General features: G+C 42.3%; 25 protein-coding genes. 2 read left to right on the top strand and 23 right to left on the bottom strand.

Going from position 1 to position 23526, the window contains the following annotated elements:
* Positions 1-22: 22 nt before the first annotated feature.
* The 19 genes from MKO06_RS05460 to MKO06_RS05370 all read right to left on the bottom strand — a co-directional run bounded on the left by MKO06_RS05460 (position 23) and on the right by MKO06_RS05370 (position 18103).
* Positions 23-1243 (bottom strand): murein hydrolase activator EnvC family protein, encoded by a 1221-nt coding sequence (locus MKO06_RS05460; protein WP_241549645.1) that lies wholly within the window; start codon positions 1241-1243, stop codon positions 23-25.
* Positions 1240-2010, bottom strand: a complete 771-nt coding sequence (lolB1, locus tag MKO06_RS05455) for a lipoprotein insertase outer membrane protein LolB1 (RefSeq protein ID WP_241549644.1) — start codon at positions 2008-2010, stop codon at positions 1240-1242. Before lolB1 ends, MKO06_RS05460 begins: the two co-directional genes overlap by 4 nt.
* Positions 2010-3374: a tetratricopeptide repeat protein gene (locus MKO06_RS05450; protein ID WP_241549643.1), complete on the bottom strand. Its 1365-nt coding sequence runs from the start codon at positions 3372-3374 to the stop codon at positions 2010-2012. Before MKO06_RS05450 ends, lolB1 begins: the two co-directional genes overlap by 1 nt.
* Before the next feature lie 9 nt (positions 3375-3383).
* The gene (locus tag MKO06_RS05445; RefSeq protein WP_241549642.1) at positions 3384-4394 is read right to left on the bottom strand and encodes a sugar phosphate nucleotidyltransferase; all 1011 of its coding nucleotides are present in this window, start codon (positions 4392-4394) and stop codon (positions 3384-3386) included.
* 58 nt (positions 4395-4452) lie between these two features.
* A complete protein-coding gene (gene dut, locus MKO06_RS05440) occupies positions 4453-4887 on the bottom strand; it encodes a dUTP diphosphatase (protein WP_241549641.1) in 435 nt (144 codons plus the stop codon).
* 72 nt (positions 4888-4959) lie between these two features.
* The gene (locus MKO06_RS05435; RefSeq protein ID WP_241549640.1) at positions 4960-6411 is read right to left on the bottom strand and encodes a lipopolysaccharide biosynthesis protein; all 1452 of its coding nucleotides are present in this window, start codon (positions 6409-6411) and stop codon (positions 4960-4962) included.
* 59 nt (positions 6412-6470) lie between these two features.
* Entirely contained in the window at positions 6471-6914 is a 444-nt protein-coding gene (locus tag MKO06_RS05430) for a hypothetical protein (protein ID WP_241549639.1), read from the bottom strand.
* Positions 6915-7058: 144 nt separating this feature from the next.
* Positions 7059-7919, bottom strand: coding sequence for an ATP synthase F1 subunit gamma (gene atpG / locus MKO06_RS05425; RefSeq protein ID WP_241549638.1), 861 nt, complete (start codon positions 7917-7919; stop codon positions 7059-7061).
* A 115-nt stretch (positions 7920-8034) separates the two neighbouring features.
* Entirely contained in the window at positions 8035-9615 is a 1581-nt protein-coding gene (atpA, locus tag MKO06_RS05420) for a F0F1 ATP synthase subunit alpha (RefSeq protein ID WP_241549637.1), read from the bottom strand.
* Between the two features lie 45 nt (positions 9616-9660).
* Positions 9661-10215 (bottom strand): ATP synthase F1 subunit delta, encoded by a 555-nt coding sequence (gene atpH / locus MKO06_RS05415; protein WP_241549636.1) that lies wholly within the window; start codon positions 10213-10215, stop codon positions 9661-9663.
* Positions 10216-10218: 3 nt separating this feature from the next.
* Positions 10219-10713: a F0F1 ATP synthase subunit B gene (locus MKO06_RS05410; RefSeq protein ID WP_156280652.1), complete on the bottom strand. Its 495-nt coding sequence runs from the start codon at positions 10711-10713 to the stop codon at positions 10219-10221.
* Between the two features lie 83 nt (positions 10714-10796).
* Positions 10797-11018, bottom strand: coding sequence for an ATP synthase F0 subunit C (gene atpE / locus MKO06_RS05405; RefSeq protein ID WP_011711113.1), 222 nt, complete (start codon positions 11016-11018; stop codon positions 10797-10799).
* 24 nt (positions 11019-11042) lie between these two features.
* On the bottom strand, positions 11043-12134 hold the full coding sequence (atpB, locus tag MKO06_RS05400; RefSeq protein ID WP_241549635.1) for a F0F1 ATP synthase subunit A: 1092 nt from the start codon (positions 12132-12134) through the stop codon (positions 11043-11045).
* Between the two features lie 135 nt (positions 12135-12269).
* Positions 12270-12653 (bottom strand): hypothetical protein, encoded by a 384-nt coding sequence (locus MKO06_RS05395; RefSeq protein WP_241549634.1) that lies wholly within the window; start codon positions 12651-12653, stop codon positions 12270-12272.
* Positions 12650-12868 carry an AtpZ/AtpI family protein gene (locus MKO06_RS05390; RefSeq protein ID WP_241549633.1) on the bottom strand — a complete coding sequence of 73 codons (219 nt, stop codon included), beginning with the start codon at positions 12866-12868 and terminating at the stop codon, positions 12650-12652. The genes MKO06_RS05395 and MKO06_RS05390 overlap by 4 nt, the downstream gene beginning before the upstream one ends.
* A complete protein-coding gene (locus tag MKO06_RS05385; RefSeq protein ID WP_241549632.1) occupies positions 12849-13247 on the bottom strand; it encodes a bactofilin family protein in 399 nt (132 codons plus the stop codon). Before MKO06_RS05385 ends, MKO06_RS05390 begins: the two co-directional genes overlap by 20 nt.
* 13 nt (positions 13248-13260) lie before the next feature.
* Positions 13261-15804, bottom strand: coding sequence for a type IX secretion system periplasmic lipoprotein PorW/SprE (gene porW, locus MKO06_RS05380; protein ID WP_241549631.1), 2544 nt, complete (start codon positions 15802-15804; stop codon positions 13261-13263).
* 92 nt (positions 15805-15896) lie between these two features.
* Positions 15897-16607 carry an ABC transporter ATP-binding protein gene (locus MKO06_RS05375; protein ID WP_241549630.1) on the bottom strand — a complete coding sequence of 237 codons (711 nt, stop codon included), beginning with the start codon at positions 16605-16607 and terminating at the stop codon, positions 15897-15899.
* A gap of 11 nt (positions 16608-16618) precedes the next feature.
* The gene (locus MKO06_RS05370) at positions 16619-18103 is read right to left on the bottom strand and encodes a DUF5687 family protein (protein WP_241549629.1); all 1485 of its coding nucleotides are present in this window, start codon (positions 18101-18103) and stop codon (positions 16619-16621) included.
* Positions 18104-18200: 97 nt separating this feature from the next.
* On the opposite strand from MKO06_RS05370, the gene MKO06_RS05365 reads away from it, so the two are divergent.
* A complete protein-coding gene (locus MKO06_RS05365) occupies positions 18201-19250 on the top strand; it encodes a ferredoxin--NADP reductase (protein ID WP_241549628.1) in 1050 nt (349 codons plus the stop codon).
* A gap of 5 nt (positions 19251-19255) precedes the next feature.
* Here the strand turns inward: MKO06_RS05365 and MKO06_RS05360 are convergent, their stop codons facing one another.
* From MKO06_RS05360 to MKO06_RS05350, 3 genes are all read right to left on the bottom strand, one after another.
* Entirely contained in the window at positions 19256-20320 is a 1065-nt protein-coding gene (locus MKO06_RS05360; protein ID WP_241549627.1) for a glycosyltransferase family 9 protein, read from the bottom strand.
* 6 nt (positions 20321-20326) lie between these two features.
* A complete protein-coding gene (locus MKO06_RS05355) occupies positions 20327-20935 on the bottom strand; it encodes a DUF4254 domain-containing protein (protein WP_241549626.1) in 609 nt (202 codons plus the stop codon).
* 116 nt (positions 20936-21051) lie between these two features.
* Positions 21052-21975: a DUF6427 family protein gene (locus MKO06_RS05350; RefSeq protein ID WP_241549625.1), complete on the bottom strand. Its 924-nt coding sequence runs from the start codon at positions 21973-21975 to the stop codon at positions 21052-21054.
* A gap of 43 nt (positions 21976-22018) precedes the next feature.
* On the opposite strand from MKO06_RS05350, the gene MKO06_RS05345 reads away from it, so the two are divergent.
* The gene (locus MKO06_RS05345) at positions 22019-22249 is read left to right on the top strand and encodes a DUF6341 family protein (RefSeq protein ID WP_241549624.1); all 231 of its coding nucleotides are present in this window, start codon (positions 22019-22021) and stop codon (positions 22247-22249) included.
* Here the strand turns inward: MKO06_RS05345 and purD are convergent.
* Positions 22235-23512 (bottom strand): phosphoribosylamine--glycine ligase, encoded by a 1278-nt coding sequence (gene purD / locus MKO06_RS05340; protein ID WP_241549623.1) that lies wholly within the window; start codon positions 23510-23512, stop codon positions 22235-22237. The two genes, MKO06_RS05345 and purD, sit on opposite strands and share 15 nt — an antisense overlap.
* Positions 23513-23526: the final 14 nt, after the last annotated feature.

Below are 23526 nucleotides of genomic sequence, written 5' to 3'. Positions count from 1 at the left end.
TATCAAAAACCGATAAATGTTTTTACATCTGGAAGATCCATTCAGCGGGATCCATTTTCTGGTTGTTTTTATACAATAAGAAATGCAAGGTGGTCTTTCCGTTCGTTTTGCTGGTGGCGATCTCACCTATTTCCTGCTCGGTTAGAACCTGGTCTCCTCTTTTTACGAATACCTTTTCCAGGTTATTGTAAATGGTAATATAGTCTCCATGGCGCACCATCACCGCTTTATTAGCTCCCTTGACGGCCTGCACTTCACTAACAGTACCGGTAAATACAGCCCGGGCCTTACCTCCCTGGTCGGTATCGATACGTACCCCGTTGTTATTCACCATTACCGATCTTACCACCGGATGCGGCTGTTTCCCGAATTTCATGGTTACCACTCCCGAACGTACCGGCCATGGTAGTTTTCCCTTATTTTTGGCAAAATCGGCTGCCAGTGCTTTCGCAGCCGGAGTCAACTCGTAGGTATCCCGTTCGCTGGAACCGGTTTCGGCATTTGCCTTGGCGATGGACTCCCGGATCATTCGATCTATTGCACGGTCAATCTCATTTATTTCATCCTGTTTCTTCCTGATCTGGGCCGCAAAATCACCTTCTCTTTTTCGAATCTGGGCGACCAGGTCCTGCTGGGATTTCCGGTTCTTTTCCAGCTCGGCCCTGGTTTTGCGGTTTTCAACTATTAGCTTTTCCTTATCTTCCTTTTGTTCAAGCAACATGGAATTGAGTTGCTGCAGTTCCTGGGTACTGGCCTTGATTTGCTCTCCCTGCTGCTTACGATATTCGGTATATTGCTTCATGTACTGAAGCCGTTTGTAGGCCTGCAGAAAATTTTCAGAAGACAGGAGGAACATGATACGGCTCTGCTGAGATTTGCTTTTATAGGAACGCCTGATCATTTTGGAATAATCTTCCTTGAGCTCCTGCAATTCCTTTCTGAGTTCACCAATTTTATTCGTGTTGGTATTGATCTCACGAGTCAGCAAATTTGCCTGCTGGTTGGTAACCTTGATCAGGTCTTCTGTACTCTTGATCTGTTGATTTAGATCCTCGACCTGGCCAAGCACCGACTGCTGTTTCTTCTGATTCGAAATTCTAAGCTCGTTGATCCTGTTGATCTCCTTACGCAATTCCAGTCTTCTTTCTTCCAGGGCCTCCCTGTCCTGGGCAATGGAAATTTGAAAACTGAAACAAAAAATGAAAAGGCAAAGTACTGGCCTGGTAAATTTCAAATCGATCATTTTAAGCTGATTTGTTCATAACCACCCGGAATATCGAACGGAAAGCTCACTTCCTCATCGAAGCTAACAGAACGGTAAGTAAGTTCTATATTGGTACTTACACCGCCTTCGCTCGCGACTATCCTGATATTATCGGGAAAAAGGAAACCCTGTAATTTCTGGTAATCTGAATAAGTAACCGTAAGACTTCTATTTTCAGCATCCTGTACCAGTTGCTGGGCTTCTGCTTTGTAATTGGAAGGTTTTAAAAGGAACATCTTTTTCATGCCAGCTTCGGGATCCTGCACAAACTGAAATCCCCTTGGAGACTGGGTAAATTCATACTCCTCGATGCGCAAATCGTAGATCGCCTGCCCCAAAAGTAGATTCTGAAGTTTTTGAAAATCCAACGGGGTACCAAGAAACTGACTGATCAGTTCAAAATCACCCTCGAAGTAAGTCTGAGAAACCTTTTCGTAATAACTAACACTTTCAGGCGTGATATAGGCCTTAGCAACTGGAAAACCAAGGATGCTGGCACTCATCCAGATCACTTCATCTTTCTTCATCCGGAAGCTCAGGTTAACCGATTGTGTTTTTTCTTCATCCTGGTAAACCGCACGCAATTTTCCTGAAGCGGTTTTAAAACCGGCTTCTTCGTTATAGTGTTTCTGGATCACTGAAACAGCTTCGGCATTTTTGGTGGCGATGCCGGTTTTAGATCGGGTACTGCCACAGGATACCACAAATGCGCCTAGTAGGATAAGGGCAAAATATTTCTTCAACATTAGTTTATCTCTTTTTTCAAATTTTCCGCCTTAAGGCGATACTCTTCAGCCTTACCTGCATTATTCATACCAGTATAGGCAATGGAGAGCTGAGAATAGAAATCGACTTCCATTTTTGCATCATCGATGATATAATCCAGGCCTTCGGTAAGAATCGCTTCAGCCTTTGTAAAATTTTCCAGCTGGTTTAAGGCAACTCCCTGGAAAAGATAAAATAAAGGCTGGGAAGGAAAACTTTCCAGTGCCTGTTCACTCAAATCCCTAGCTGCCTCATACTTTTGAAATTCGATCTGAAGCAACAGGGTGTTCCTGATAAGTTCAAAATTCTCAGGATCTTCTTCTATACCCAGTTCAAAGAACGTCAAAGCGTCTTCCCTATTATCCTTTTTCAGATAATATTCACCCAGTTGCTCATACAGTTTTGGAGCATTTTCCCATTCGGCAAACTTGGCAGTAACTTCGATCAATTCTTCTTCGTATGCTGGATTTTCCTGAACAAAATTGAGAAAATCATTCAAAACCTTGAATTTAGACTCGGTATCGATCTCTTCGCTTTCAAAGACGATCTTCATGGAAGCGATTGAAGCCTCTACATCGCCTTTATCCAGATAAAACTTATAGAGAGCCAGATGAGCTAACGTAGAGCCAGGATTTGCCTCTAAAAGCTCCTGGGCCACCTTAAAAGCTTCTTCCTGCTCTCCCTGTTCACTGTAAATGTAGATCAGGTTGAGATAATTTTGTTCTACTTCCGGGTTATCGATAATGCTTTGTTCCAGGTTGTCTATTTGTGCACCTGTATTATTGGTGCGAGCGTAGATTTGCCGTCTTGATGAATTGCGATACGAACTGGCCCCTAACTGGTTATCCAGTTCATCTATCAATTGCAAGGCTTTATCATAATCTTCATTCAGCAGATATAGATTAGCCAGATCCTCTTTGTAACTTTCATCAAATGGAATGAGCGTTTGAACTGTATTGATGGCTCCCGCATAATTCCTGGTCATACCATAGGTTTGAAAAAGATATACCAGGATCGCTTCTTTCTCCGGTTGAATTTCGTGAGCCTTTTGTAAATTATCGATGGCCTTATCGAAATCTTCCAGTTCGCGGTAATTTTTACCCAGTTCGAAGTAAACCACCGCCTTTTCTGAATCCAGTTCCAAACATTTCTCCAGGGAGGTTATGGCTTTTTCATAATTCTCAATCCCTTTTTGTTTCAGGGCTTCAAAAAAATATTCCTGAAATTCATCGGTAACGTTCCCGAGATCGTCCTGGTTCACATCCTGAAAAGCCTGTGGCACCTCCTGCGAAATTGCGGGAAGCGCCAACATAAACACCAATAGGATGTTCAACAGGATCTTCATATTGCTCGTTTATTCAAGCACCGAATAATCTCCAATGCTTATTTGAGTAAAGTTACCATTAAATTTGGCATGATTTCCAATCATCGCGTTCTCCAGTTTGGCATTTTTTACGTCAGAAAAGGTTTGGATCAAACTGTTCTTAATCGTTGAATTTTCAACTTTTGTACCATCGCCTATTGAAACATTGGGACCGATCTTTGCGTTGATCAGCTCCACGTTCTCTCCAATATAACAGGGTTCGGTAATTTCAGAATCCTTGATCTTTACAGAATCAGAAATAAGCTTCACACCATCCTGGTGCAGGAAATTCAGCATGCGGCCATTGGTTTCTACGGTCACGTTCTTGTTCCCGCAATCCATCCATTCGTCAACCTTCCCAGGTACGAATCTCAGCCCGTTTTTTCTCATGGCTTCGATACCATCGTTGATCTGGTACTCGCCTCCGCGCGTTAATTTTGCGTCCAGTACATTCTGAAGTTCTTTTTTCAGGATTCCAACATCCTTGAAATAATAGATACCAATCACGGCAAGATCTGAAACGAATTCTTCGGGTTTTTCGACAAGGTCGGTTATTTCACCATTATCGTTCAGCTGAACAACGCCATAAGCCGAAGGATTTTCAACTTTTTTCACCCACATCACCGCATCTGCCGATTTATCCAGGTTGAAATCTGCCTTGAAAAGCGTATCTGCATAGGCAATTACCGCCGGACCGCTAAGCGATTCCTGGGCACACATGATGGCATGACCGGTTCCAAGGGGTTTATCCTGGTAGTAAATGGTTCCTTTGGCACCAAGAGAATTGGCAATTTTCATCAGGTCCTGCTCTACTTTTTCACCAAAATCCTCGCCTATGATAAAAGCCACTTCATCGATCTTTTCATCCAGCACTTTGGCAATATCTTCTACCAGCCTGTGAACGATAGGTTTGCCGGCGATAGGGATTAGAGGTTTTGGAACAGTCAAGGTATGAGGGCGAAGTCGCGAACCACGACCAGCCATTGGTACAATAATTTTCATTTTAATTTTTTTGTTTCAGACTATCCATCAATTTCTAGCCTGGATAATTTTTAATTCTTTATTTACTTCCTGTACTTCCGAAGCCACCGACTCCTCTGGAAGTCTCCCCAAGGATATCAACTTCTTCCCAGGAAATATGTTCGTGTTTGGCGATAACCATCTGTGCGACGCGTTCGCCATTATAGATGACGAATTCTTCGTTGGACAAATTTACAAGTATCACCCCAATTTCCCCGCGATAATCGGCATCGATTGTACCAGGAGAGTTAAGAACGGTTATTCCTTTTTTGGCAGCAAGTCCGCTTCTTGGTCTTACCTGTGCTTCATATCCTAAAGGGATCTCCATAAAAAGCCCGGTTTTTACAACGGCTCTCTCCAGTGGTTTCAGGCTTATAGGTTCATCGATATTGGCTCTAAGGTCCATTCCTGCTGAAAAATCGGTTTCGTAATGCGGCAGTTTGTGAGCCGACTTATTGATAACTTTTATTTTCATCTCTTATTGGTAAATTGGTTTTACATGATCAAAAAGCAACTGGTTCATTTCATTGAAAAAATTCAACCTGCCTTAGGATCGTATGATTCGGGTAATTTGTTCCTTTTCTGTAAAATATACTATCGTTATGAATATTAATAATAACGGTATACCCACCAAATAATTTCCCGGGAACAGGTATAACGATATTCCCGAAATGATCATAGCCGAAAGCAGGTACATCCCTATCTTTTTCAGATCATAAGGTATTGGGTAATACTTTTGCCCGTAATAATATGATAACAGCATCATACTTCCATACGCGGCCAGGGTTGCAATGGCTGAGCCTGTATAACTTATCACCGGGATAAGCAACAGGTTGAGAATGATTGTAAATGCCGCACCTACCAGTGAAATATAGCCACCAAACCTGGTCCGGTCGGTTATCTTATACCATACCGATAAATTATGATAGATCCCCAGGAATAAATTAGCCAGCAGGATGATTGGAACGATATCCATGGCTTCCCAATATGAATCGTTCTGGATCAAAATCACTTTCAGCAGATCTATAAAGACGATCACTCCCACCAGGATAATACTTCCAAATACCACGAAATAATTGGTGATCTGGGCATAGGTTTTGGCTGCATTCTTGGCTTCGGCATGACTAAAGAAAAAAGGTTCGATCCCGAGACGAAATGCAGTGGCGAAAAGCGTCATGAAAAGCGCCAGTTTATAACAGGCGGCGTATGCTCCAATTTCTTCCCTTGCGATTGCTGGTGGTAATAGCCTGTCGAGCATGATGCGGTCAAAAACTTCATTGATGGAAAATGCGATTCCCGCGATAAGCACCGGAAATGCATAATTCAGCATCTTTTTCCATAAAGCGGTATCGAAGCTAAAGTTGAGCTTGAAATAGAATGGGCTCATCAACAGCAGCGTCATCCCGCTGGCGATCACATTGGCGATGAACACATAGGAAATCTCAAAATCGGGAACATAAATAGCCTCGAAAAATGCAGAATTTTCGGCCAGTCCGGGAAGAAAAAGAAGAAAAAAGACGTTCAACCCGAGGTTCACCGCGACATTCAGGATCTTGATGATGGCGTATCGCATGGGCTTTTCAGCAGCTCTTAACCATGCGAACGGAATGATGACCAGTGCATCCAGCAACAGGATCCAGATGGCAAGGTTGATGTATTCCAGATCAATTCCGGTGATCCCGGCCAGCCATTCTCTGGCGAAAAAAGCGAGTATAAAAAAAAGGATGGAACTCATGAACAAGGACCATCCTGATGTATTTAAAACATTATTTTTATTCTCCTGTTTGTTATAGAACCTGAAAAACGCGGTTTCCATCCCATAGGCCAGGATCACGTTGAACAGTACAAAATAAGCAAAGATCACCGAGATCTCTCCATATTCTTCTCGTGGCAGAACTCCAGTGTATAAGGGAATCAGTAAAAAACTTAGCATTCTTGGCAACACTGTTGCCAATCCGTAGATAAAAGTTTGCTGAAAAAGTTTTTTAAAGGTACTCAACAGGAGCTGGTTGATTTATTACAAATATCTGAATAAATCACAATTATGAAAGCCAATGCCTATTCCTTTTCTACAATGCCGGTAAGTTTATAATATTTGGTTTGATTATCCTGGGTGAAAACCAGCAAAGCTTCATCATTATCAAGGTCAACAGGGCTTTTTTCCGGCTTTTGAGGAGCCTGGTTCCCATATTCTTTTTTCGGGTCTTCATGCATCACCATATCCTTGCTTCCCATGCGGAAATTGGCCACATAGAGATTACTTCTTTCCTCACTTTGAACCAGCGGCGACTTCATCCCGTGAAAATAAACCGCGTCCAGCGAAATACGTTCTTCCTGAATACTTACCAACGGAATATGAAGTTTGATCCCATCTGAAGTATAGTTATAATAAACCTCGCTGAACTGTGCAGGAATGTCTTCCTGAAGATTTTTATTGCTTCCACAGGAAGCGAATAGGGCCATAACAAGGAGGCCTGTTGCGAATAGTACTGCTTTTCTCATATCAATTAGATTTTAGTAACTAAGATAAAACAAAACACGTACCAAAGAAAAAAGCCCTCGATACGAGGGCTTTTGTTTTATGTCATCCTGAACTTATTTCGGGATCTCAGAGATGCTGAAATAAATACAGCATGGAACCCAGATTTATCCGTTCAATGCTTCTGCACCACCAACGATCTCAAGGATCTCATTGGTAATAGAAGCCTGTCTTGCTTTGTTATAAGAAAGTTTAAGATCATCTCTAAGCTCTTTCGCGTTATCTGTGGCCTTGTGCATCGCAGTCATACGCGCACCATGTTCCGCAGCAAAAGAGTCTCTAAGCGCCTTGAAAAGTTGCATTTTAAGGGACTTAGGAATAAGATCCTTAACGATTTCCAGTTTTGAAGGTTCAAAGATATAATCAAGCTGAACATTGCTCTCACTTTCGAACTTCTGGATTGGCAGGAACTGCTCGTCCATTACGATCTGGGTAGCGGCATTCTTGAACTGGTTGTAAACGATATCAATCCTATCGAATTTCTCGTCAAGAAACAATTGCATAAGCTCTTCAGCGATTTCAGAAACGTTCTCAAAAGTAAGTTCATCAAAGATCCCGTTGTTATTCGTATGAATAGGATAGGTCTTTTTAAGAATATCATTGGCTTTTTTACCAAGACTGTAAACCTTAACTTCCTTACCCTGATATTGGTCCTGGATCTTACTTTTAACTTTCTTGATGATGTTGGTGTTAAAAGCACCGGCAAGTCCTTTATTAGAGGAAATTGCCACAATAAGAACCTTTTTCACCTCTCTCTCTTCAGCAAATTTGCTTCCGGAGTCATCATCCAGAGTAGCACTTAAATCCTGTAGCAACTGGGTAAGCTTTTCAGCATACGGTCTCATAGAGGTGATCGCATCCTGGGCCTTGCTCAACTTTGCAGCCGATACCATTTTCATGGCGCTGGTGATCTGCATGGTTGATGAAACCGAAGTGATCCTGCTACGTAATTCTTTTAAGTTTGCCATTTTATTTAGTATTGAGTATCGGGTAGTTAGTGTTTAGTAACTACCCAATACTTTTATAATTTCAATTTTAAATACAGTATTCAAGATCTAGGATCTCAAAATCCCGTACTCAATACTACTTCTTGTACTTAGATGAAAGATCTTTAGCAACCGAAGTAAGCGTATCAATCACTTCATCGGTAAGCTTACCAGCTTTCAGGGTATCAAGCGTATCTCTATGCTTCGCATTCAGATAGTCCAGGTATTCCATTTCGAATTCCTTGATCTTGTCAACCGGCACATCTCTCAAAAGGTTCTTGGATCCTGCATAGATGATCGCGATCTGGTTTTCTACCGGATAAGGATCGTTTTGTCCCTGCTTAAGGATCTCCACGTTACGCTTACCTTTTTCGATCACGTTCATGGTAGCCGCATCAAGGTCCGACCCAAACTTAGCAAAAGCCTCCAGTTCACGATACTGGGCCTGGTCTAGCTTAAGTGTACCAGCAACTTTCTTCATCGACTTGATCTGAGCCGAACCTCCTACACGAGATACAGAGATACCCACGTCGATCGCCGGACGAACACCGGAGTTAAATAAGTCTGATGTTAAGAATATCTGACCATCGGTAATCGAAATTACGTTCGTTGGAATATATGCTGAAACGTCACCAGCCTGAGTCTCGATAAGCGGAAGAGCGGTCAATGATCCGCCACCTTTTACCTTACCTTGAAGACTGTCTGGAAGATCGTTCATTTGCTTTGCAATATCATCATCGTTGATCACCTTCGCAGCACGCTCCAGAAGTCTTGAGTGAAGGAAGAAAACATCCCCTGGATATGCCTCACGTCCTGGTGGACGACGAAGTAGAAGAGAAACCTCACGGTAAGCGACCGCCTGTTTGGAAAGATCATCATAAACGATCAATGCAGGACGACCTGTATCCCTGAAGTACTCACCAATCGCAGCACCTGCAAACGGAGCATAAACCTGCATTGGAGCAGGATCTGATGCGTTTGCCGCAACGATAGTAGTATAAGCCAAAGCTCCCTTATCTTCAAGAGTCTTGGCAATTGCTGCTACTGTAGAAGCCTTTTGGCCAACAGCAACATATATACAGTATACCGGCTCACCGGCATCGTAAAATTCTTTCTGGTTAAGGATGGTATCGATACAAACGGTAGTCTTACCAGTTTGACGGTCACCAATCACCAGCTCACGCTGACCTCTTCCTACCGGTACCATCGCATCGATAGATTTGATACCTGTTTGAAGCGGTTCGGTTACCGGCTGACGGAAGATTACCCCAGGAGCCTTACGCTCAAGCGGCATCTCGAAAGTTTCTCCTTCAATAGGACCTTTACCATCGATTGGAGCACCAAGAGTGTCAACCACACGCCCAACAATACCTTCACCTACGTTGATAGAAGCAATACGCTGAGTTCTTTTTACGGTTGAACCTTCTTTGATCTCTTTAGCAGGACCTAAAAGTACTACCCCGATGTTATCTTCTTCAAGGTTAAGAACGATCCCTTCAAGACCGCTTTCAAATTGTACCAATTCCCCGTATTGAGCGTTAGCCAGTCCGTAAATGTTAGCAATACCGTCACCAACATTTAGCACGGTACCTACTTCATCTAAAGAGGCCTTGGATTCAAAACCCGATAATTGTTGTTTTAATATTGCTGATACTTCAGCAGGATTTACTTCTGCCATAATTATTTAAGATAAAATAGCGCGTCTGGGACGCACCGGTTTTAATTAAAATTTTGAAACGTATGTGTTGTCTTTTAATTCTCTTTTTAGCCTGCTAAGGTTCCTGGCTACACTGGCATCATATTGCAGGTCACCAACCCTTAGAATAAAACCGCCAATGATATCCTCATCAACGATATTCTTAAGAGTAGCCTTAGAACCGGTAAGTTCTTTCACTTTTGCAAGAACCTGTGCTTCCAGTTCACCATCAAGAGGTACCGCAGTAGTAACAACAGCCTGCCGTACATTGTTCATTTCGTTATACTGAATGATATACTGTCTTGCAACGATGTGAAGAATGTTAATCCTTCCGTTTTCGATCAATATATCTATCGCTCCCTTTGTAACCACATCCAGGTTCTTGAAGATTTCAAGAAGGGCACTCTTTTTAATATTATTCCTAACAACAGGACTTGTAAGCATATTCTCCAGATCCCGGCTGTTCTCCACAGTTTGAAGGATAGTTTGCATATCCTTTTCAACAGCATCTGTAACTTTTTTATCCTTTGCTAATGAAAGGATCGCCTTTGCATATCGTTGTGCAGCTCTGGTTCCTCTCATAGTTTAGTTAAGCTTAGCTTCACCGATCATCTTTTCGATCATCTGGTGCTGTTCTTTTTTACTTGAAAGTTCCTTGCGTACCACTTTTTCAGCGATCTCTACTGAAAGTTCGGCAACATGGTTCTTTAATTCTGCCATTGCTGATTGTTTCTCCAGCTCGATGCTTCTTTTGGCATCGGCTACGATCTTTTCTGCTTTTGCTTTAGCTTCTTCTGAAGCATCTGCAATGGTCTTTTCTTTTAACTCACGGGCCTCCTTAAGGATCGCGTCTCTTTCGGCACGGGCTTCTTTCATCAATTGCTCGTTATCCGATTTAAGATTCTGCATTTCCTTACGTGCCTTTTCAGCTGAAGCCAACGCGTCATTAATGGATTGCTCTCTATTTCTTACTGAATTAAGAATAGGTTTCCAGGCAAATTTTGCCATAAGGAAAAGCAGTACCAAAAACACGATGGTTTGCCAGAAAAACAAGCCAAATTCGGGAGTTATTAAATCCATAGTATTAAATAATAATAGTTAAAAACATCATTTAAAGAAGTCCTTTCGCAACCAACCGTTGCGAAAGGGACTCTTTGCATTAATTATCTTAGTACACCTAGTAAAGAGGCAACTACTCCAAATAGAGCAACACCTTCTACAAGTGCAGCAGCAATAATCATAGCTGTCTGGATTTTTCCAGAAGCTTCTGGCTGACGTGCGATAGCATCCATGGCAGAACCACCGATTTTACCAACACCTACTCCGGCTCCTAGAACCGCTAGTCCAGCTCCTAAAGCTGCAAGACCTACATACAATAATTCCATAATAGAATAAATTAAAGATTAAAATTAATGATGTTCATGTTCCTCAACTGCCATCCCGATAAACAGGGCCGACAGAATCGTAAAAATAAACGCCTGAAGGAATGCTACAAGCAATTCCAGTACTGTTATGAATAAGGCGAAAGGAACCGAAATTCCGGCAACGCCTGCACTTTCTAAAATAAATATCAATCCTATCAAACTAAGGATGATAATATGCCCCGCGGTGATGTTCGCGAACAAACGAATCATCAGTGCGATTGGCTTAATGAACACACCTGCACCTTCCACGATAGCAAGGATAGGCTTAACCCATGTAGGGATGCCCGGCATCCAAAGGGTGTGTTTCCAGTAATCTTTATTTCCGTTGATAAGGATCAAAGCCAGGGTAAATAATCCAAGAGATACGGTTACCGCGATATTACCGGTAACGTTGGCAGCTCCAGGAAGCAGACCCATTAGGTTCGTGATCCAGATGAAGAAGAATACCGTTAAAAGAAATGGCATAAACTTCATGTATTTTTTCTCCCCGATCTGTGGGATAGCGATCTCGTCTCTTACAAAAAGAACAAGGGTTTCAAGAACATTATTGAAGCCTTTTGGAGCCTTCTCACTCTTTTTGTGATGTCTTGCAAGCCCGATCACAAAGAACAGCACCATCAAAATAACCGTAAGGAACATGGCAGCCACGTTCTTGGTAATAGAAAGGTCCCAGGGTTTGCTGGCGTTTACCGGATGATGTTCTGCATCGAACTCCACGCTCTCTGCACCGGCATCCAACCTGTAAATATCTTCGTGAAGATTCACAAATCGCATTCCATCCTTTTCAACCACATGATGTCCTTCGGTATCATGGTGAAACTCGCTGGACATAAAGGTTACCAGTCCGTTATCGGTATAAAGAATCACTGGCAAAGGAAGGGTAAAGGAGTTGTCTCCTTCTCCAAAGAAATGCCAGCCATGAGAATCACCAATATGGTGCATGATCATGTCGGTTGCGTTGAATTCTTCTTCAGCATTTTCAGCCTCTGAATGCTCCTGTGCGAAAGTAAGTAACGGAAAAACGGCCAAAGCCAATGTAAAGTACACCCTAATCACCAAAGATTTATGTGCTGTCATAGTACCTGTTCTACTTAAAAGTTGTGGGCTCTAAATTTCCGTGCAAAGGTATACTTTTAATTTTTATCTGAAAGCACCAACTCTAATTTTTTAGAGGTTTCTGGGATTTTAACGATTTTACTGAATTACAGGTAGTTATTTTGTATTGATGAGTCTAACAGCGTAATAAGTTTCGAAGAAAAGAAATAAAAAATAAGGGATAAAAAAGGCAGCAATATCTGGTAACATTGCTTCGGTATCGCTTAACATGAGCGGTAAAAGGAAAAGAACAGCTGCCAGCATCTTAAGCAAACTGCAGGCCATAAAGGCAAATCCTGTTTTTTCTTCAAAATTCGAATGAACGAACAGCAAAAAATAATAGATAAGAAAAGTGGCCAGTATATGAAAGGCATAAACGGCCAGGGTAGAATAGTAAGTTTCAGCCTGGTATATATAATCAACCAGGATGAACTGAATACCAAAAGTTAATAAACTAAAAGGCAGGAATACTTTTAAAAAACCAGATAAATTCTCTTTCATGAATCGTTTTCATCCATAGATTTCACACTTCTATACACCTGGTAAAGGGCGATAAAAACCCCCAGCAATGAAAGGCCTATGGTGTAGGCCGAATATTTATTCGGATACTTTTCGTCCAGCCATATACCAGAAAAAACTCCAGCCGCAATAATGATTCCCATTTGGAAAGCAATATTTACGAACTGGAGATATTTGTTACGCTGATCGTTTTTCATTGTCATTTTTAAGAGGTTTTACACCTCCGTTCATCTCACAGGTAGCATTGAAAACCGCTCCCGGTTCAACGGCCAGTTTTCCTGTAACGACTTCACCTTCAATATTTGCAGTATTGCGAAGTGTAAGTATTCCCTTGATCAATAATTTTCCCTGGAATTTCCCTTCAATATCTGCATTTTCGCACTCAAGCGTTCCGTTGATAAGTCCGCCTTCGCTAATCACAACTTTTCCTGGAGTTTTAAGGGTTCCCTCAAGGGTTCCTTCGACCCTGAAACAGCCTTTTCCCTGGATGTCCCCGGTGATAAGGGTTCCGGCCGCAATTCGGTTTTGTTGGTTCTGGTCTGATGTAGGTTTGGTCTTTTTGGGTTCAGAAAACATAAGTAGGTAGGGTTTAATTGTTATCGATGTAAGTTCTTAAATTTTTCTTAATCTGCACAATTCTATAATTTTCTGTGGACAAAACAAAGGCTTCCCTAGCTATTTTATAATTTTTATTTTTCTGAAGTAATTCCTGGAATCCCAGCGACTTAGATTCGTTCTCTAGGCCGTGCACCACTACGAATAATTGGTCAGGGTTATATACATCTACCGAAACCGAAAGCCTATCATAACCAAGATCTGAAATTGCCTTTTCGAGCTTAACCTGTAAAGCCCTGGCCTGTTCTTTTTTCTCAACTTCAAAAGGATAGACCAGTTTATAATCCGTTTGCAGGCTGTCTCTGTTAAATTCCAGGTTCTTTAATTCGGGTAGGGAGGTATTCAGGATTTGCTGAGCTTTTCTTCCCTCCTCGGTTTGAGGATAGGTAACCGCGACATAATTCAGAGCCTTTTCGTAGGCGTCCAGCCCCAGTAACCTCGCGTTAGCCTGGGCCTTTAAAAGTTCCAGTTTTGGAACGATTGGATCTCCAACAAAACGTGAAATATAAACATTCGACTTTTCTATGACCTCTTCATACTGCTGGTTTTCATAGGCTTCAAAAAGTGACCTGTAAAGAAAATCAGGGCTTTCGGTATCCCGGCCAACGGTCTCCGGATTGGTTATAAAGGCGGCATATCTTGAATCGGGATAATTCTGAAGTATATCTGCCTTGATTCGTTCCTGATCCTGTAATCTACCCTGCGCGCCATAGATCTTATACAAATTATATTTTGCAGGCAGGACCAGCCTTTCATCCGGGTCATTCCTTAGCAGTATCTCCAGTCGTTCGGCAGCCAGGTCAAATTCACCATATTTTTCATTATATATCACTCCAAGCTGGTAGTAAGCCAGATTTCGCTGGCTGGAAAGGCTATCCAGGATCGAGCCTTCTCCCGGAATTTTGCTTACGTAAGACATGGGATCATATAAAGGATCGTTATCGAGGTTGATCTCCATAATTCGTTCCTGTGCATTTAGTGAGCTTTGATTCACCGCACGGGAAGCCCACCTCCAGTTATCACTAAGTTCACGGCTCCCCCAGACTCGAAGGAATTCCTGTGCCCCCCTGGAGATCCTGAGCGGATTATAGAAATAAAATGCGTTGGCCGATCCTGATCCGTCTGCTGGTGGTAAGGCATTAGCAGATGGAAAGTTTCCCCCAGGTCCTATATTTGCCGTGTAAACTGGCAGTTCTCCAGCCTCCATTTCGGTTACCGCTTTGGCTCGTAGCTCATTGGTATATTCCGTGAAATAGGCTATCTGGTCGGCTTCAGAAAGGCCGGCCAGGAATAGAATACTATCGGTCTCCTCTGCGAGATTCTCATATTTGATCACATCGGCAAGATTTTCTCTTTTTTTCTTGATCGCACGGAATTCGAGCAGATCTGGAGACATAAAAGTTAAGGTACTGTCATAGTATTTTCCAGCCTGCTGATATTCGGCCTCATCAAAATTGATCTCTGCAAGGAGCTCATAATTGATGGATTTAAGATAAATATCGCTTGAGGGTGATCGTAATGATTTATTATAATATTCTACTGCAAGCTCGATAGAATCACGGTTCTTATAATATTCGGCCAACTGAAAATAGATCTTATCCAGGTACGGCCTGTTTTCGCGATCTTCCTCCAGTTCCTGTAACAGAAGAAGCAGGGAAGCTTCATCCATTCCATTCTGCCCGTAATTCCTGGCCTTCTGAACATAGGCGTTCACATAATAAATGCGTGGCGATTTTCGGTGTAGATCGATCACCCTGTCAAAAGCCGCGTTGGCTGAAGCTGTTTCGCCTAAACGATTGTGTAACTGGCCAAGAATATAATAATAACGGCCTTTTTCGGCATTCACATCGGTAAATCTGGCGGCGTTCTGAAGCGGTACCACGGCACTGTCCAGGTAATTCAGGTTGATATAAGCCTGGGCAAGACTGGAGCTGGCATCGGCAATATCCTGATCGTTCAAACGATCTGACTCAAGGATATCTTTTAAATTTTTGATCGCCAGTTTTTCATTTCCTAACCTTATGTTGGCCTTCTCGCGCCAAACCCGGGCATGGTTAATATTGTCGCTGGCAGGATACCTGTAGAGTATATAATTGAAAGCATCCAGGGCTGGAATAAACCGCTGATCGTAGTACCGGGCCTTTCCCAAAAGAATATAGGCTTCATCCATCTGCGGATTTCGCTCCTTCCCTCCTATCTGCATGGAATGTTTCTGAATAGCTTTTACAGCCTTCTCTTCAGCCCTTCCAAAATTCTGATTTCGAACCGAATCTGGCAGGAGGATCTTTTCATCCACATCCAGCCGTTCTATTGGTAGGATATCCCAGTAATTATCGGCGTAGTTCTGGTTGATCTCTTCCCGTCCCTGCCTTAGCGCTAAATTCCCATTATAAAGGGTATTATATTCCGCCGTAACAGCATGATAATTCCTGTTTACAAAGGAATTCTTCTTCCTGGAACAACTAAAAATGCTTACAGAAAGTATGAGGAATAAAGCGAAGCGTGTGAACCTATTCAAAATGAACCTTTAGTGGGTATCATGAATAACTTTTGATACTATGATTTAGTATGTAAAAGTAAGCTTCTTTTTCTAAAGTCCAAGCAGGCAGCCTAGCCTTCCATGATCTCCCTGGAGAAATAAGCTTCCAGTTCGGCCAGGGTAGCCTCAGAAGTTTCAATATCCTTCACGATCTCACCTTTATCCAGCACCACGATGCGTTCGCATACTTCGGTTACATGAATAAGGTCATGACTGGATATAAGAAATGTTGTACCGGACGTTCCAGAGATCTCCTTCAGCAATTTTTTAAGTCTTATCTGTGTGGTTGGGTCCAGGTTGGCGAAGGGCTCATCCAGGATCACTACCTCAGGGTCTCCGATAAGTGCCGAAACTATCCCAACTTTTTTCTGGTTTCCTTTAGAAAGGTCTCGAAGGTATTTCTTCCTGCAAAGGATCTCGCCGTTAAAGAAATCCTCAAATCTCAAAAGAAATGAGTCAATATCAGCCTTATTACGGTTGCGTAATTCTCCCACGAAATAGAAATATTCTTCAGGAGTGAGGTAGCCAATCAAAAAGCTTTCATCGATGAAAGACGAAGTAAAGGTTTTCCACTCCTCGCTCTGATTTACAGTGATGTCGTTGTTGAAAATACTTCCGGTAGACGGCTCGATAAGGTCCAGCAATAAACTGAAAAAGGTTGTTTTTCCTGCACCGTTGTTTCCTACCAGGCCAAAATTCTGACCCGAAGGAATATCAAGATGTTCGATATTCAGGACCCTGGTCCCGTTATATGTTTTAGAAAGATTGGTTGCAGTTATCATTTTTTGAATTTTTAGTCACCTTTTTGTTTAAATCCCTGAATCATCACATATTTCCTTTTCCGGTAGCGTTGTTCTAAAAACCTTAGCAGTGCGGGTCTTAAGATCAATCCCGTAATACCAAGCACCGCCAGGAATGCAACGGCTATTTCGTAACTGATGAATTTATTGAAAAGCCAGAAAAAGAATATCGGGATGAGTAGCAACGGAATACCTACCAGCCACTGGGAAGCGCCCGTGCCCTGGTAATTCATGAACGGACTCTTATCCAGATCGATCCTTTTTTTATTGAAAGAGCCGGCATATAATAAAATTGGCACATTTACACCCATATTGTAAAGGGCGCAGGCGATATTCAGCAGTAAGATGTTCCAGCCAAAATAAACATAAGGCGTCGAAAGTATCGCCAGCACTACGATACTGAAAGTAATCAGTCCCATTTTTGAAGCCAGGTATTGCCTGAGCGGAATGTTCTGGGCCATGATCATTGGGTAATAAGAAGCGTCCCAGGAAGGAACGAACTGCCCGAAGTTGATCATGAAGATCCCGGTTATAAAGATGCCTACGAATACAAAAAATGCCGGCATATCCTGGTAAGCATCATTCGGATAAAAAATAAGACCATACAACAAGAACAGGAACGAAAGGTAAATAGTTGTTTTCGGTCTTTTATTTCTCCAGATCAATTTTAGATCCTGCTGAAGAAACGGCGCAATACTTCCGAATCTTCGGGTCCATCCGAATTCTTTGGTATCTACCGATTGTTTTTTTCCTTTTAAATGAGCATCCAGGTAGAATTTACCTTTCAGATTTATTTGATTCCAGAAATAAAGACCAATCAATAACGCAACCGGAACAATAGCCAGAACAGGATTTTCATACAGGATATTCAGTGATTTTCCGAAGTAAATGCTTACCGAAAAGATCTTAAGGTAATCGAGAAGACCCAATGCGATCCCAATAATTACAACAGGAATAAGCGCTTTCAGGTTTTCGGTAAAGCGTTTTTTTATGATGAAATTCAAATAATTTACGCAAAGAATGAGCGCATACATTCCCAGCATCCAGCCAAGGATGTTCCCTACCGGATAGGATTCCTTTACTATACAGTAGATTCCGAAGGGAACCAGCAATAGAAGCGGCAGGACATTATAATAGGAAAAAAGCGATTTGATGAGCACGAAATTCACCACTTTCTTCTTCCTGATTGGCTGTACCATTAATGGCTTAATATCAAGAACCGGTAATGTTTGAAGCATGAACCTAAAGATGAGCTCGAGGGTAAGGTAAATAAGAGCAAACCTATTCACGATAAGCAGGGGATCACCTTCAGGATATATTTTTTTGATAATGGGGAACAGGAAAATTCCGAAGAAAAGGAACATCCCGGAAAAATATAAAGCCAGAAAAGCCATCAAAATCTTTAAGCCCAGACTCTTTCCTAAACTTGCCGATCGAAAGAAGGATTTCCATTCCAGCCAGATAAATTTCTTGAACATATCAAAGGATTTGCCTATAGGTATAGAAATTTAAAATATTGTTACAAACAACTTAAAAAAGCCCATACTTTGTATTTTTGCGCACAAATAATAAATAATGAGCAAGTTTTATCCGCTAAAAATAAAGGAAATAATTCGCGAAACATCGCAGGCGGTAAGTATATCTTTTGAAATACCTGAGAATCTAAAAGATACTTTCAACTTTTCAGCAGGACAATACATCACCGTCAAATTTGAAGCTGATGGCCAGGAGTTTAGGAGGGCCTATTCGCTTTGTTCGGCGCCAAAATCTGATGAGTTCAAGGTAACAGTTAAAGAAGTTGAAGGCGGACGTTTCTCTGTGATCGCCAATAATAAATTACAGGCAGGTGACATCCTGGAAGTTCATCCACCTGAAGGGAAATTTATACTGGAACCCGGTGAAAAAATAGGAAATTACGCGGCTTTTGCTGCTGGTAGCGGGATCACACCCATTCTTTCTATCATCAAGACCGTTCTAAGGGACGAGCCTCACAGCAAATTCGTGCTCACCTACGGAAATAAATCCATAGACGACACTATTTTCTTCAAGGAACTGCTGAAGTTACAGGCCGAATTTCCTCACCGTTTGTTCATTGAATTCGTTTACAGCAGAACCAGGGAAGAGAATTCACATTTTGGAAGGATAGAGACCAGTACGGTTAACTATGTTCTGAAAAACAAGTTCAAGGATCATCCATTCGACAAATTCTATCTCTGTGGTCCGGAAGCTATGATCAAACAGGTGACCGAAGTCTTAAAAAACAACGGAATTAAGGATGACCAGATCCTTTTTGAGCTTTTCACCAATACAGCTGAAGAAAAAGAAATCCAGGGAGATACCGATGGGCAAACCGCCGTTACGGTTATGGTGGACGATGAGGAGCATACGTTCTCAATGGATCGCAAGGAGGTTGTTCTGGACGTTGCACTGGAAAATGATATTGATGTACCCTATTCCTGCCAGGGTGGAATTTGCAGTAGCTGTATGGCAAGAATTACGGAAGGAAAAGCCGAAATGAGCAAAAACCAGATCTTAACCGATGAAGAGATCGAAGAAGGCTTTATTCTAACCTGCCAGGCACATCCAACCACTCCTACCCTGAAGGTAGATTTTGACGATCTGTAAACAATTTACCACAAGATCTCTTCGATCTTTTTGATAACCGTTTCCGGGGGAATGCTACGCATGACGTCTTCATATCCCTCGGGAACCTTATTCCCATATACCGAGGTTGGAATTTTTGGATATTTATCCAGATCGGGCAAAATACAGTTCTCTAAAGGCTGATTAAATGCCTTGAACCCTAAGAAAGGATGCGTTACTCCCCAGATGCTTACCACCGGGATTCCGTAGATCGCAGCCATGTGCGCATTCCCGCTGTCCATAGACAACATCAGGTCTAAATTGGAAATAAGGCTAAGCTCTTCGGCGAATCTCAATTTCCCGACTATACTTACCGTATTCGGAAAACGCTCTTCCCAGGCCTCCAGTTTTTCACGTTCTTCCTCGCCTCCCCCAAAGAAGATGATCCTGGTCTTTCCATTTTCAGAAAAATACCGAATAACCTCTTCCATAAGGTCTGTAGGGTAAAATTTGGATTCGTGCTGGGCGAACGGAGCGATCCCGATCCATTTTTTGCGATCCCTGCCAACCAATTCTTCGATCCTGGGAATCAATTTACGCTTGATTGGCGGAGTGTACTTCGAAAGATCCAGGGGATAACCTAATTTCCCGAAGACATCGGCATAGCGCTCATGGGTTGATTTCAGTGGTTTAAAGATCTTATTGTTCTCCCTGGTAAGCGCTTTCTTTTCGGCCCTGCCCTTGTCGATCTGGTAGAATGGAATTCCGTAGAAATAGAAAATGGATTTGAGCACATTGCTGCGCAGTACATCATGCAGATCGGCCACCACGTCTATACCTTCATCACGAAGATCCCTGGCCAGGGTCCCAAGGCCAAGCACCCCGCTGTGAATGCCATCTACATCGGCCTCATAAATGCTCACATTGGGTAAATGACTGAATAGCGGACGGAAAAAACTACGGGTTAAAACCGTGATCTGCAACTGCGGATAGGTATAGACCAGGACGCTTAGAACTGGAACCACCATGGCCACATCGCCAAGCGCAGAAAGCCTGATCACCAGGATATGTTTCCCGTTTTCGTTATGAGAAGGATTGCCCGCTTCCTCCATAAAGCTTTATTTATTCCCTCTTAGAACAGGGTTTAGCTCGTCGTCGTTATACATCTTCATTTGCTTATAAACCTTCATATATTTATCCCCATTCGAAATATCCTCCAATAGCTGATTGATAGCCGTGGAAAGGTCTACACGCTGCTCCAGAAGTACGTCGAGTTTTGTCTTACATTTCATCTTGTGTTCCTGCGAGGCATCTTCCCTGTTCGCCTCTTCATTCATATGGTAGATCTTAAGAGCAAGGATTGAAAGACGATCTATCGCCCAGGCTGGACTTTCGGAATTGATGGTCGCATCTTCCTTAGGCTTCACATCCTTATATTTTTCGAGGAAATAACTGTCTATATATTCCACCGTATCGGTACGGTCCTGGTTAGAGGCATCGATCTGTCTTTTCAGTTTTAAAGCGGCTTCGGGATCGATATTCTGGTCCCTGATGATGTCTTCATAATGCCACTGAACCGTATCTATCCAGCATTTGCGATATAGCAGGTGTTCCAGAAGATTTTTTTCTGGATCGTAAGGATTAATGAATTCCTGGTCTACCCTATCTTCTACATGATATTTTTCGATTACTTCTCTAAAGATGGTATTGGCTTTATCTGAAAACATGCTTATTTTCTTTACTATTTATTGAATTTTTTCTACCGAAAGTCGATTTTTCCCGGCAACTACAAAGATATTATTTTAATAAGAGTTTTCAGCCTAAGCAGGGCTAAACATCGGCTTTAAAGGATCAGCACCACTACGAAAGGCATCAGAATTATGGCCAGAAGTAAAATTTCCTTGAATATCCGGTCTTTTTTGGATTCAAAATAATTGGAAGCTACGATGCTTAACGGAACAAAGAAGAAGATGAGTTCACTTCCGTTCTTTTCCGGTGCCAGGATAGCTACAACAATTGCCAGGGCCAAGTAAAGAAGCACCACGCTCAATACCGGCCGTCGGGTTACACTGGCCTTCTGAATGGCTACAAAATATGGAAATAAGGTCCAGATAAGGAGGCCCAGTAAAAAGCTTAGTGGTACCAGGATAGGAACCTCACCATACTTCGAAAAATCGAATTCGCTCGGCTGGAACCAGTCCTGGAAAAGGTACCATTGGTCATAAGCCAACAGGTGAAAGCAAAGAGTCAAGGATCCAACAGCTAACATGGCCACGAACGGGATCAGCCAATTTTTAAAGCTGGATGCAAAATTTAAGATCGCGAAAAAGATCAGGATAAAGAACAGGCTGGACCAGAAATAATACAAACTGGCAATGCTGACCCAAAAACTGGCATCAAATATTTTCTTTTGAACGCTCTTGTAAGATCTCAGGCTTATGATACGCCTGAAGGCAAAAAGTAAACAGAGGTTGGCAATGATCACAGGACTGTTTTGCAGCAGCTTTGGAAATGAGATCGCAAAAATGGCAAAAAGCAAGCTTTTATAGGCACTCCGCTTAGTAAGCTCATTCTTTTTAGCGATAAAATTTAGTACCAGCAGACTCAAAACCAGCACCAGTAATCCGCCGGTTTTTTCCAGAAATTCGACCCACCCGAATCCGTTTTCCCAGGAGCTAAAGCTAACCCCTATATAAAAAACGCAAATAAGCAGAATGATGACGGCCAGGCTTAGGGGCTTGGATTTGCTAAAAAAGCTTGTTAGCATTGAGGTTTTTTATATTTTTGTAATCTCATACAAAGTTGACACCATGAAAGATTTTTTTGAAGGAATAGAGTATCTTTTTGAAAATATACTTTTCTATCCTCTGGATGCTCTTAGAGAGCTTGAGTTGGATTCCTGGTTCCTGGCGAACATCCTCAACTGGATATTCGTAATCGTTGGATTCCTGGCCTTCTTCTACTGGATGAAACAGTTAAAAGGATTCAACGATCGCAACGAAGAGAACAGAGAATCTACTTCACACTCATTCCTGGGATAGGTCAAAACCTATATCCTTTCTAAAATACATCTTATCAAACTGCAGTCTATCTGCATTTTGGTAAGATTTTTTTAGTGCCTTATTGAAATCTTCTCCAAAAGAGGTAATCGCGATCACACGTCCCCCGCTGGTCACTACCTTTCCTTCTTCCATCTTCGTTCCCGCATGGAAAATGATGGAGTCTTCAATTTGTTTTAGACCTGTTATTTCCTTGCCTTTTTCATAAGACTGCGGATAACCTCCTGAAACCAGCATTACCGTAGCGGCCGATCTCTCATCTATGTCCAGCTCAATGGAATCCAGACTGGAATTCCACGTATTTTCAAGCAGTTTAACCAGATCGGTTTTGATCCTTGGAAGCACAACTTCGGTCTCCGGGTCTCCCATTCGCACATTATATTCGATCACGAACGGCTCTTCATTTACCTTGATAAGACCTATGAAAATAAATCCTTTATAATCTATTTCTTCTTTCTGAAGGCCTTCAACAGTTGGTTTTACGATTCGCTCTTCTATTTTGGTCATGAATTCGGCATCAGCGAACGGAACAGGCGAAACAGCCCCCATTCCTCCGGTATTCAAACCTGTATCTCCCTCACCAATTCGCTTATAATCCTTGGCGGTAGGCAGAATTTTATAACTTTTACCGTCTGTTAAAACGAATACGCTTAATTCGATCCCGTCCAGGAATTCTTCGATCACCACCTTTTCACTGGCCGCTCCAAATTTCCCGGAAAGCATGTTCTCTAGTTCTTTTTTAGCTTCTTCGAGATCGTCTATGATCAATACACCTTTTCCGGCAGCCAGCCCGTCTGCTTTAAGCACATAAGGCGGATCGAGTTTTTCCAGGAATTTCTTTCCGGCACCAAGACTTTCAAAACTGAAACTTTCATAAGCAGCGGTTGGAATATCATACATCGCCATGAATTCCTTGGCTCTTTCCTTGCTTCCTTCCAGCAAGGCTCCCCTGCTGGACGGCCCAATGATCATAATTTCCCTTAGCCGTTCGTCCTTTTTAAAATAATCCACGATGCCCTTGACCAAAGGATCTTCAGGCCCCACCACGACCATATCTATCTCCTTATCTAGAGCGGCCTTTCCAACCGCCGGAAAATCAATAGGGTTCAGGCTAAGGTTTTCACCGATTTCAGAAGTGCCCGCATTCCCGGGAGCTACATATAGGTTATTGCAAAGCGAACTTTCAGCGATCTTATATGCAAAAGTATGTTCACGGCCACCGGAACCAAGGATTAGAATATTCATGCGGACAAATTTTT

The organism is Christiangramia oceanisediminis (genome assembly GCF_022570735.2).
Taxonomy (GTDB): domain Bacteria; phylum Bacteroidota; class Bacteroidia; order Flavobacteriales; family Flavobacteriaceae; genus Christiangramia; species Christiangramia oceanisediminis.
This window is presented reverse-complemented; position numbering and strand designations above follow the sequence as displayed.

What these genes read in the sequence shown, in the direction of transcription:
- MKO06_RS05385 (WP_241549632.1), bottom strand. Translation starts at nt 13,247, where the DNA reads ATGTTTTCTGAACCCAAAAAGACCAAACCTACATCAGACCAGAACCAA.
- MKO06_RS05345 (WP_241549624.1), top strand. Translation starts at nt 22,019, where the DNA reads ATGAAAGATTTTTTTGAAGGAATAGAGTATCTTTTTGAAAATATACTT.
- MKO06_RS05370 (WP_241549629.1), bottom strand. Translation starts at nt 18,103, where the DNA reads ATGTTCAAGAAATTTATCTGGCTGGAATGGAAATCCTTCTTTCGATCG.
- MKO06_RS05430 (WP_241549639.1), bottom strand. Translation starts at nt 6,914, where the DNA reads ATGAGAAAAGCAGTACTATTCGCAACAGGCCTCCTTGTTATGGCCCTA.
- MKO06_RS05460 (WP_241549645.1), bottom strand. Translation starts at nt 1,243, where the DNA reads ATGATCGATTTGAAATTTACCAGGCCAGTACTTTGCCTTTTCATTTTT.
- MKO06_RS05445 (WP_241549642.1), bottom strand. Translation starts at nt 4,394, where the DNA reads ATGAAAATTATTGTACCAATGGCTGGTCGTGGTTCGCGACTTCGCCCT.
- dut (WP_241549641.1), bottom strand. Translation starts at nt 4,887, where the DNA reads ATGAAAATAAAAGTTATCAATAAGTCGGCTCACAAACTGCCGCATTAC.
- atpG (WP_241549638.1), bottom strand. Translation starts at nt 7,919, where the DNA reads ATGGCAAACTTAAAAGAATTACGTAGCAGGATCACTTCGGTTTCATCA.
- lolB1 (WP_241549644.1), bottom strand. Translation starts at nt 2,010, where the DNA reads ATGTTGAAGAAATATTTTGCCCTTATCCTACTAGGCGCATTTGTGGTA.
- MKO06_RS05360 (WP_241549627.1), bottom strand. Translation starts at nt 20,320, where the DNA reads ATGGAGGAAGCGGGCAATCCTTCTCATAACGAAAACGGGAAACATATC.
- MKO06_RS05365 (WP_241549628.1), top strand. Translation starts at nt 18,201, where the DNA reads ATGAGCAAGTTTTATCCGCTAAAAATAAAGGAAATAATTCGCGAAACA.
- MKO06_RS05350 (WP_241549625.1), bottom strand. Translation starts at nt 21,975, where the DNA reads ATGCTAACAAGCTTTTTTAGCAAATCCAAGCCCCTAAGCCTGGCCGTC.
- purD (WP_241549623.1), bottom strand. Translation starts at nt 23,512, where the DNA reads ATGAATATTCTAATCCTTGGTTCCGGTGGCCGTGAACATACTTTTGCA.
- atpE (WP_011711113.1), bottom strand. Translation starts at nt 11,018, where the DNA reads ATGGAATTATTGTATGTAGGTCTTGCAGCTTTAGGAGCTGGACTAGCG.
- atpA (WP_241549637.1), bottom strand. Translation starts at nt 9,615, where the DNA reads ATGGCAGAAGTAAATCCTGCTGAAGTATCAGCAATATTAAAACAACAA.
- MKO06_RS05355 (WP_241549626.1), bottom strand. Translation starts at nt 20,935, where the DNA reads ATGTTTTCAGATAAAGCCAATACCATCTTTAGAGAAGTAATCGAAAAA.
- atpH (WP_241549636.1), bottom strand. Translation starts at nt 10,215, where the DNA reads ATGAGAGGAACCAGAGCTGCACAACGATATGCAAAGGCGATCCTTTCA.
- MKO06_RS05375 (WP_241549630.1), bottom strand. Translation starts at nt 16,607, where the DNA reads ATGATAACTGCAACCAATCTTTCTAAAACATATAACGGGACCAGGGTC.
- MKO06_RS05390 (WP_241549633.1), bottom strand. Translation starts at nt 12,868, where the DNA reads ATGAAAAACGATCAGCGTAACAAATATCTCCAGTTCGTAAATATTGCT.
- MKO06_RS05395 (WP_241549634.1), bottom strand. Translation starts at nt 12,653, where the DNA reads ATGAAAGAGAATTTATCTGGTTTTTTAAAAGTATTCCTGCCTTTTAGT.
- atpB (WP_241549635.1), bottom strand. Translation starts at nt 12,134, where the DNA reads ATGACAGCACATAAATCTTTGGTGATTAGGGTGTACTTTACATTGGCT.
- MKO06_RS05450 (WP_241549643.1), bottom strand. Translation starts at nt 3,374, where the DNA reads ATGAAGATCCTGTTGAACATCCTATTGGTGTTTATGTTGGCGCTTCCC.
- MKO06_RS05410 (WP_156280652.1), bottom strand. Translation starts at nt 10,713, where the DNA reads ATGGATTTAATAACTCCCGAATTTGGCTTGTTTTTCTGGCAAACCATC.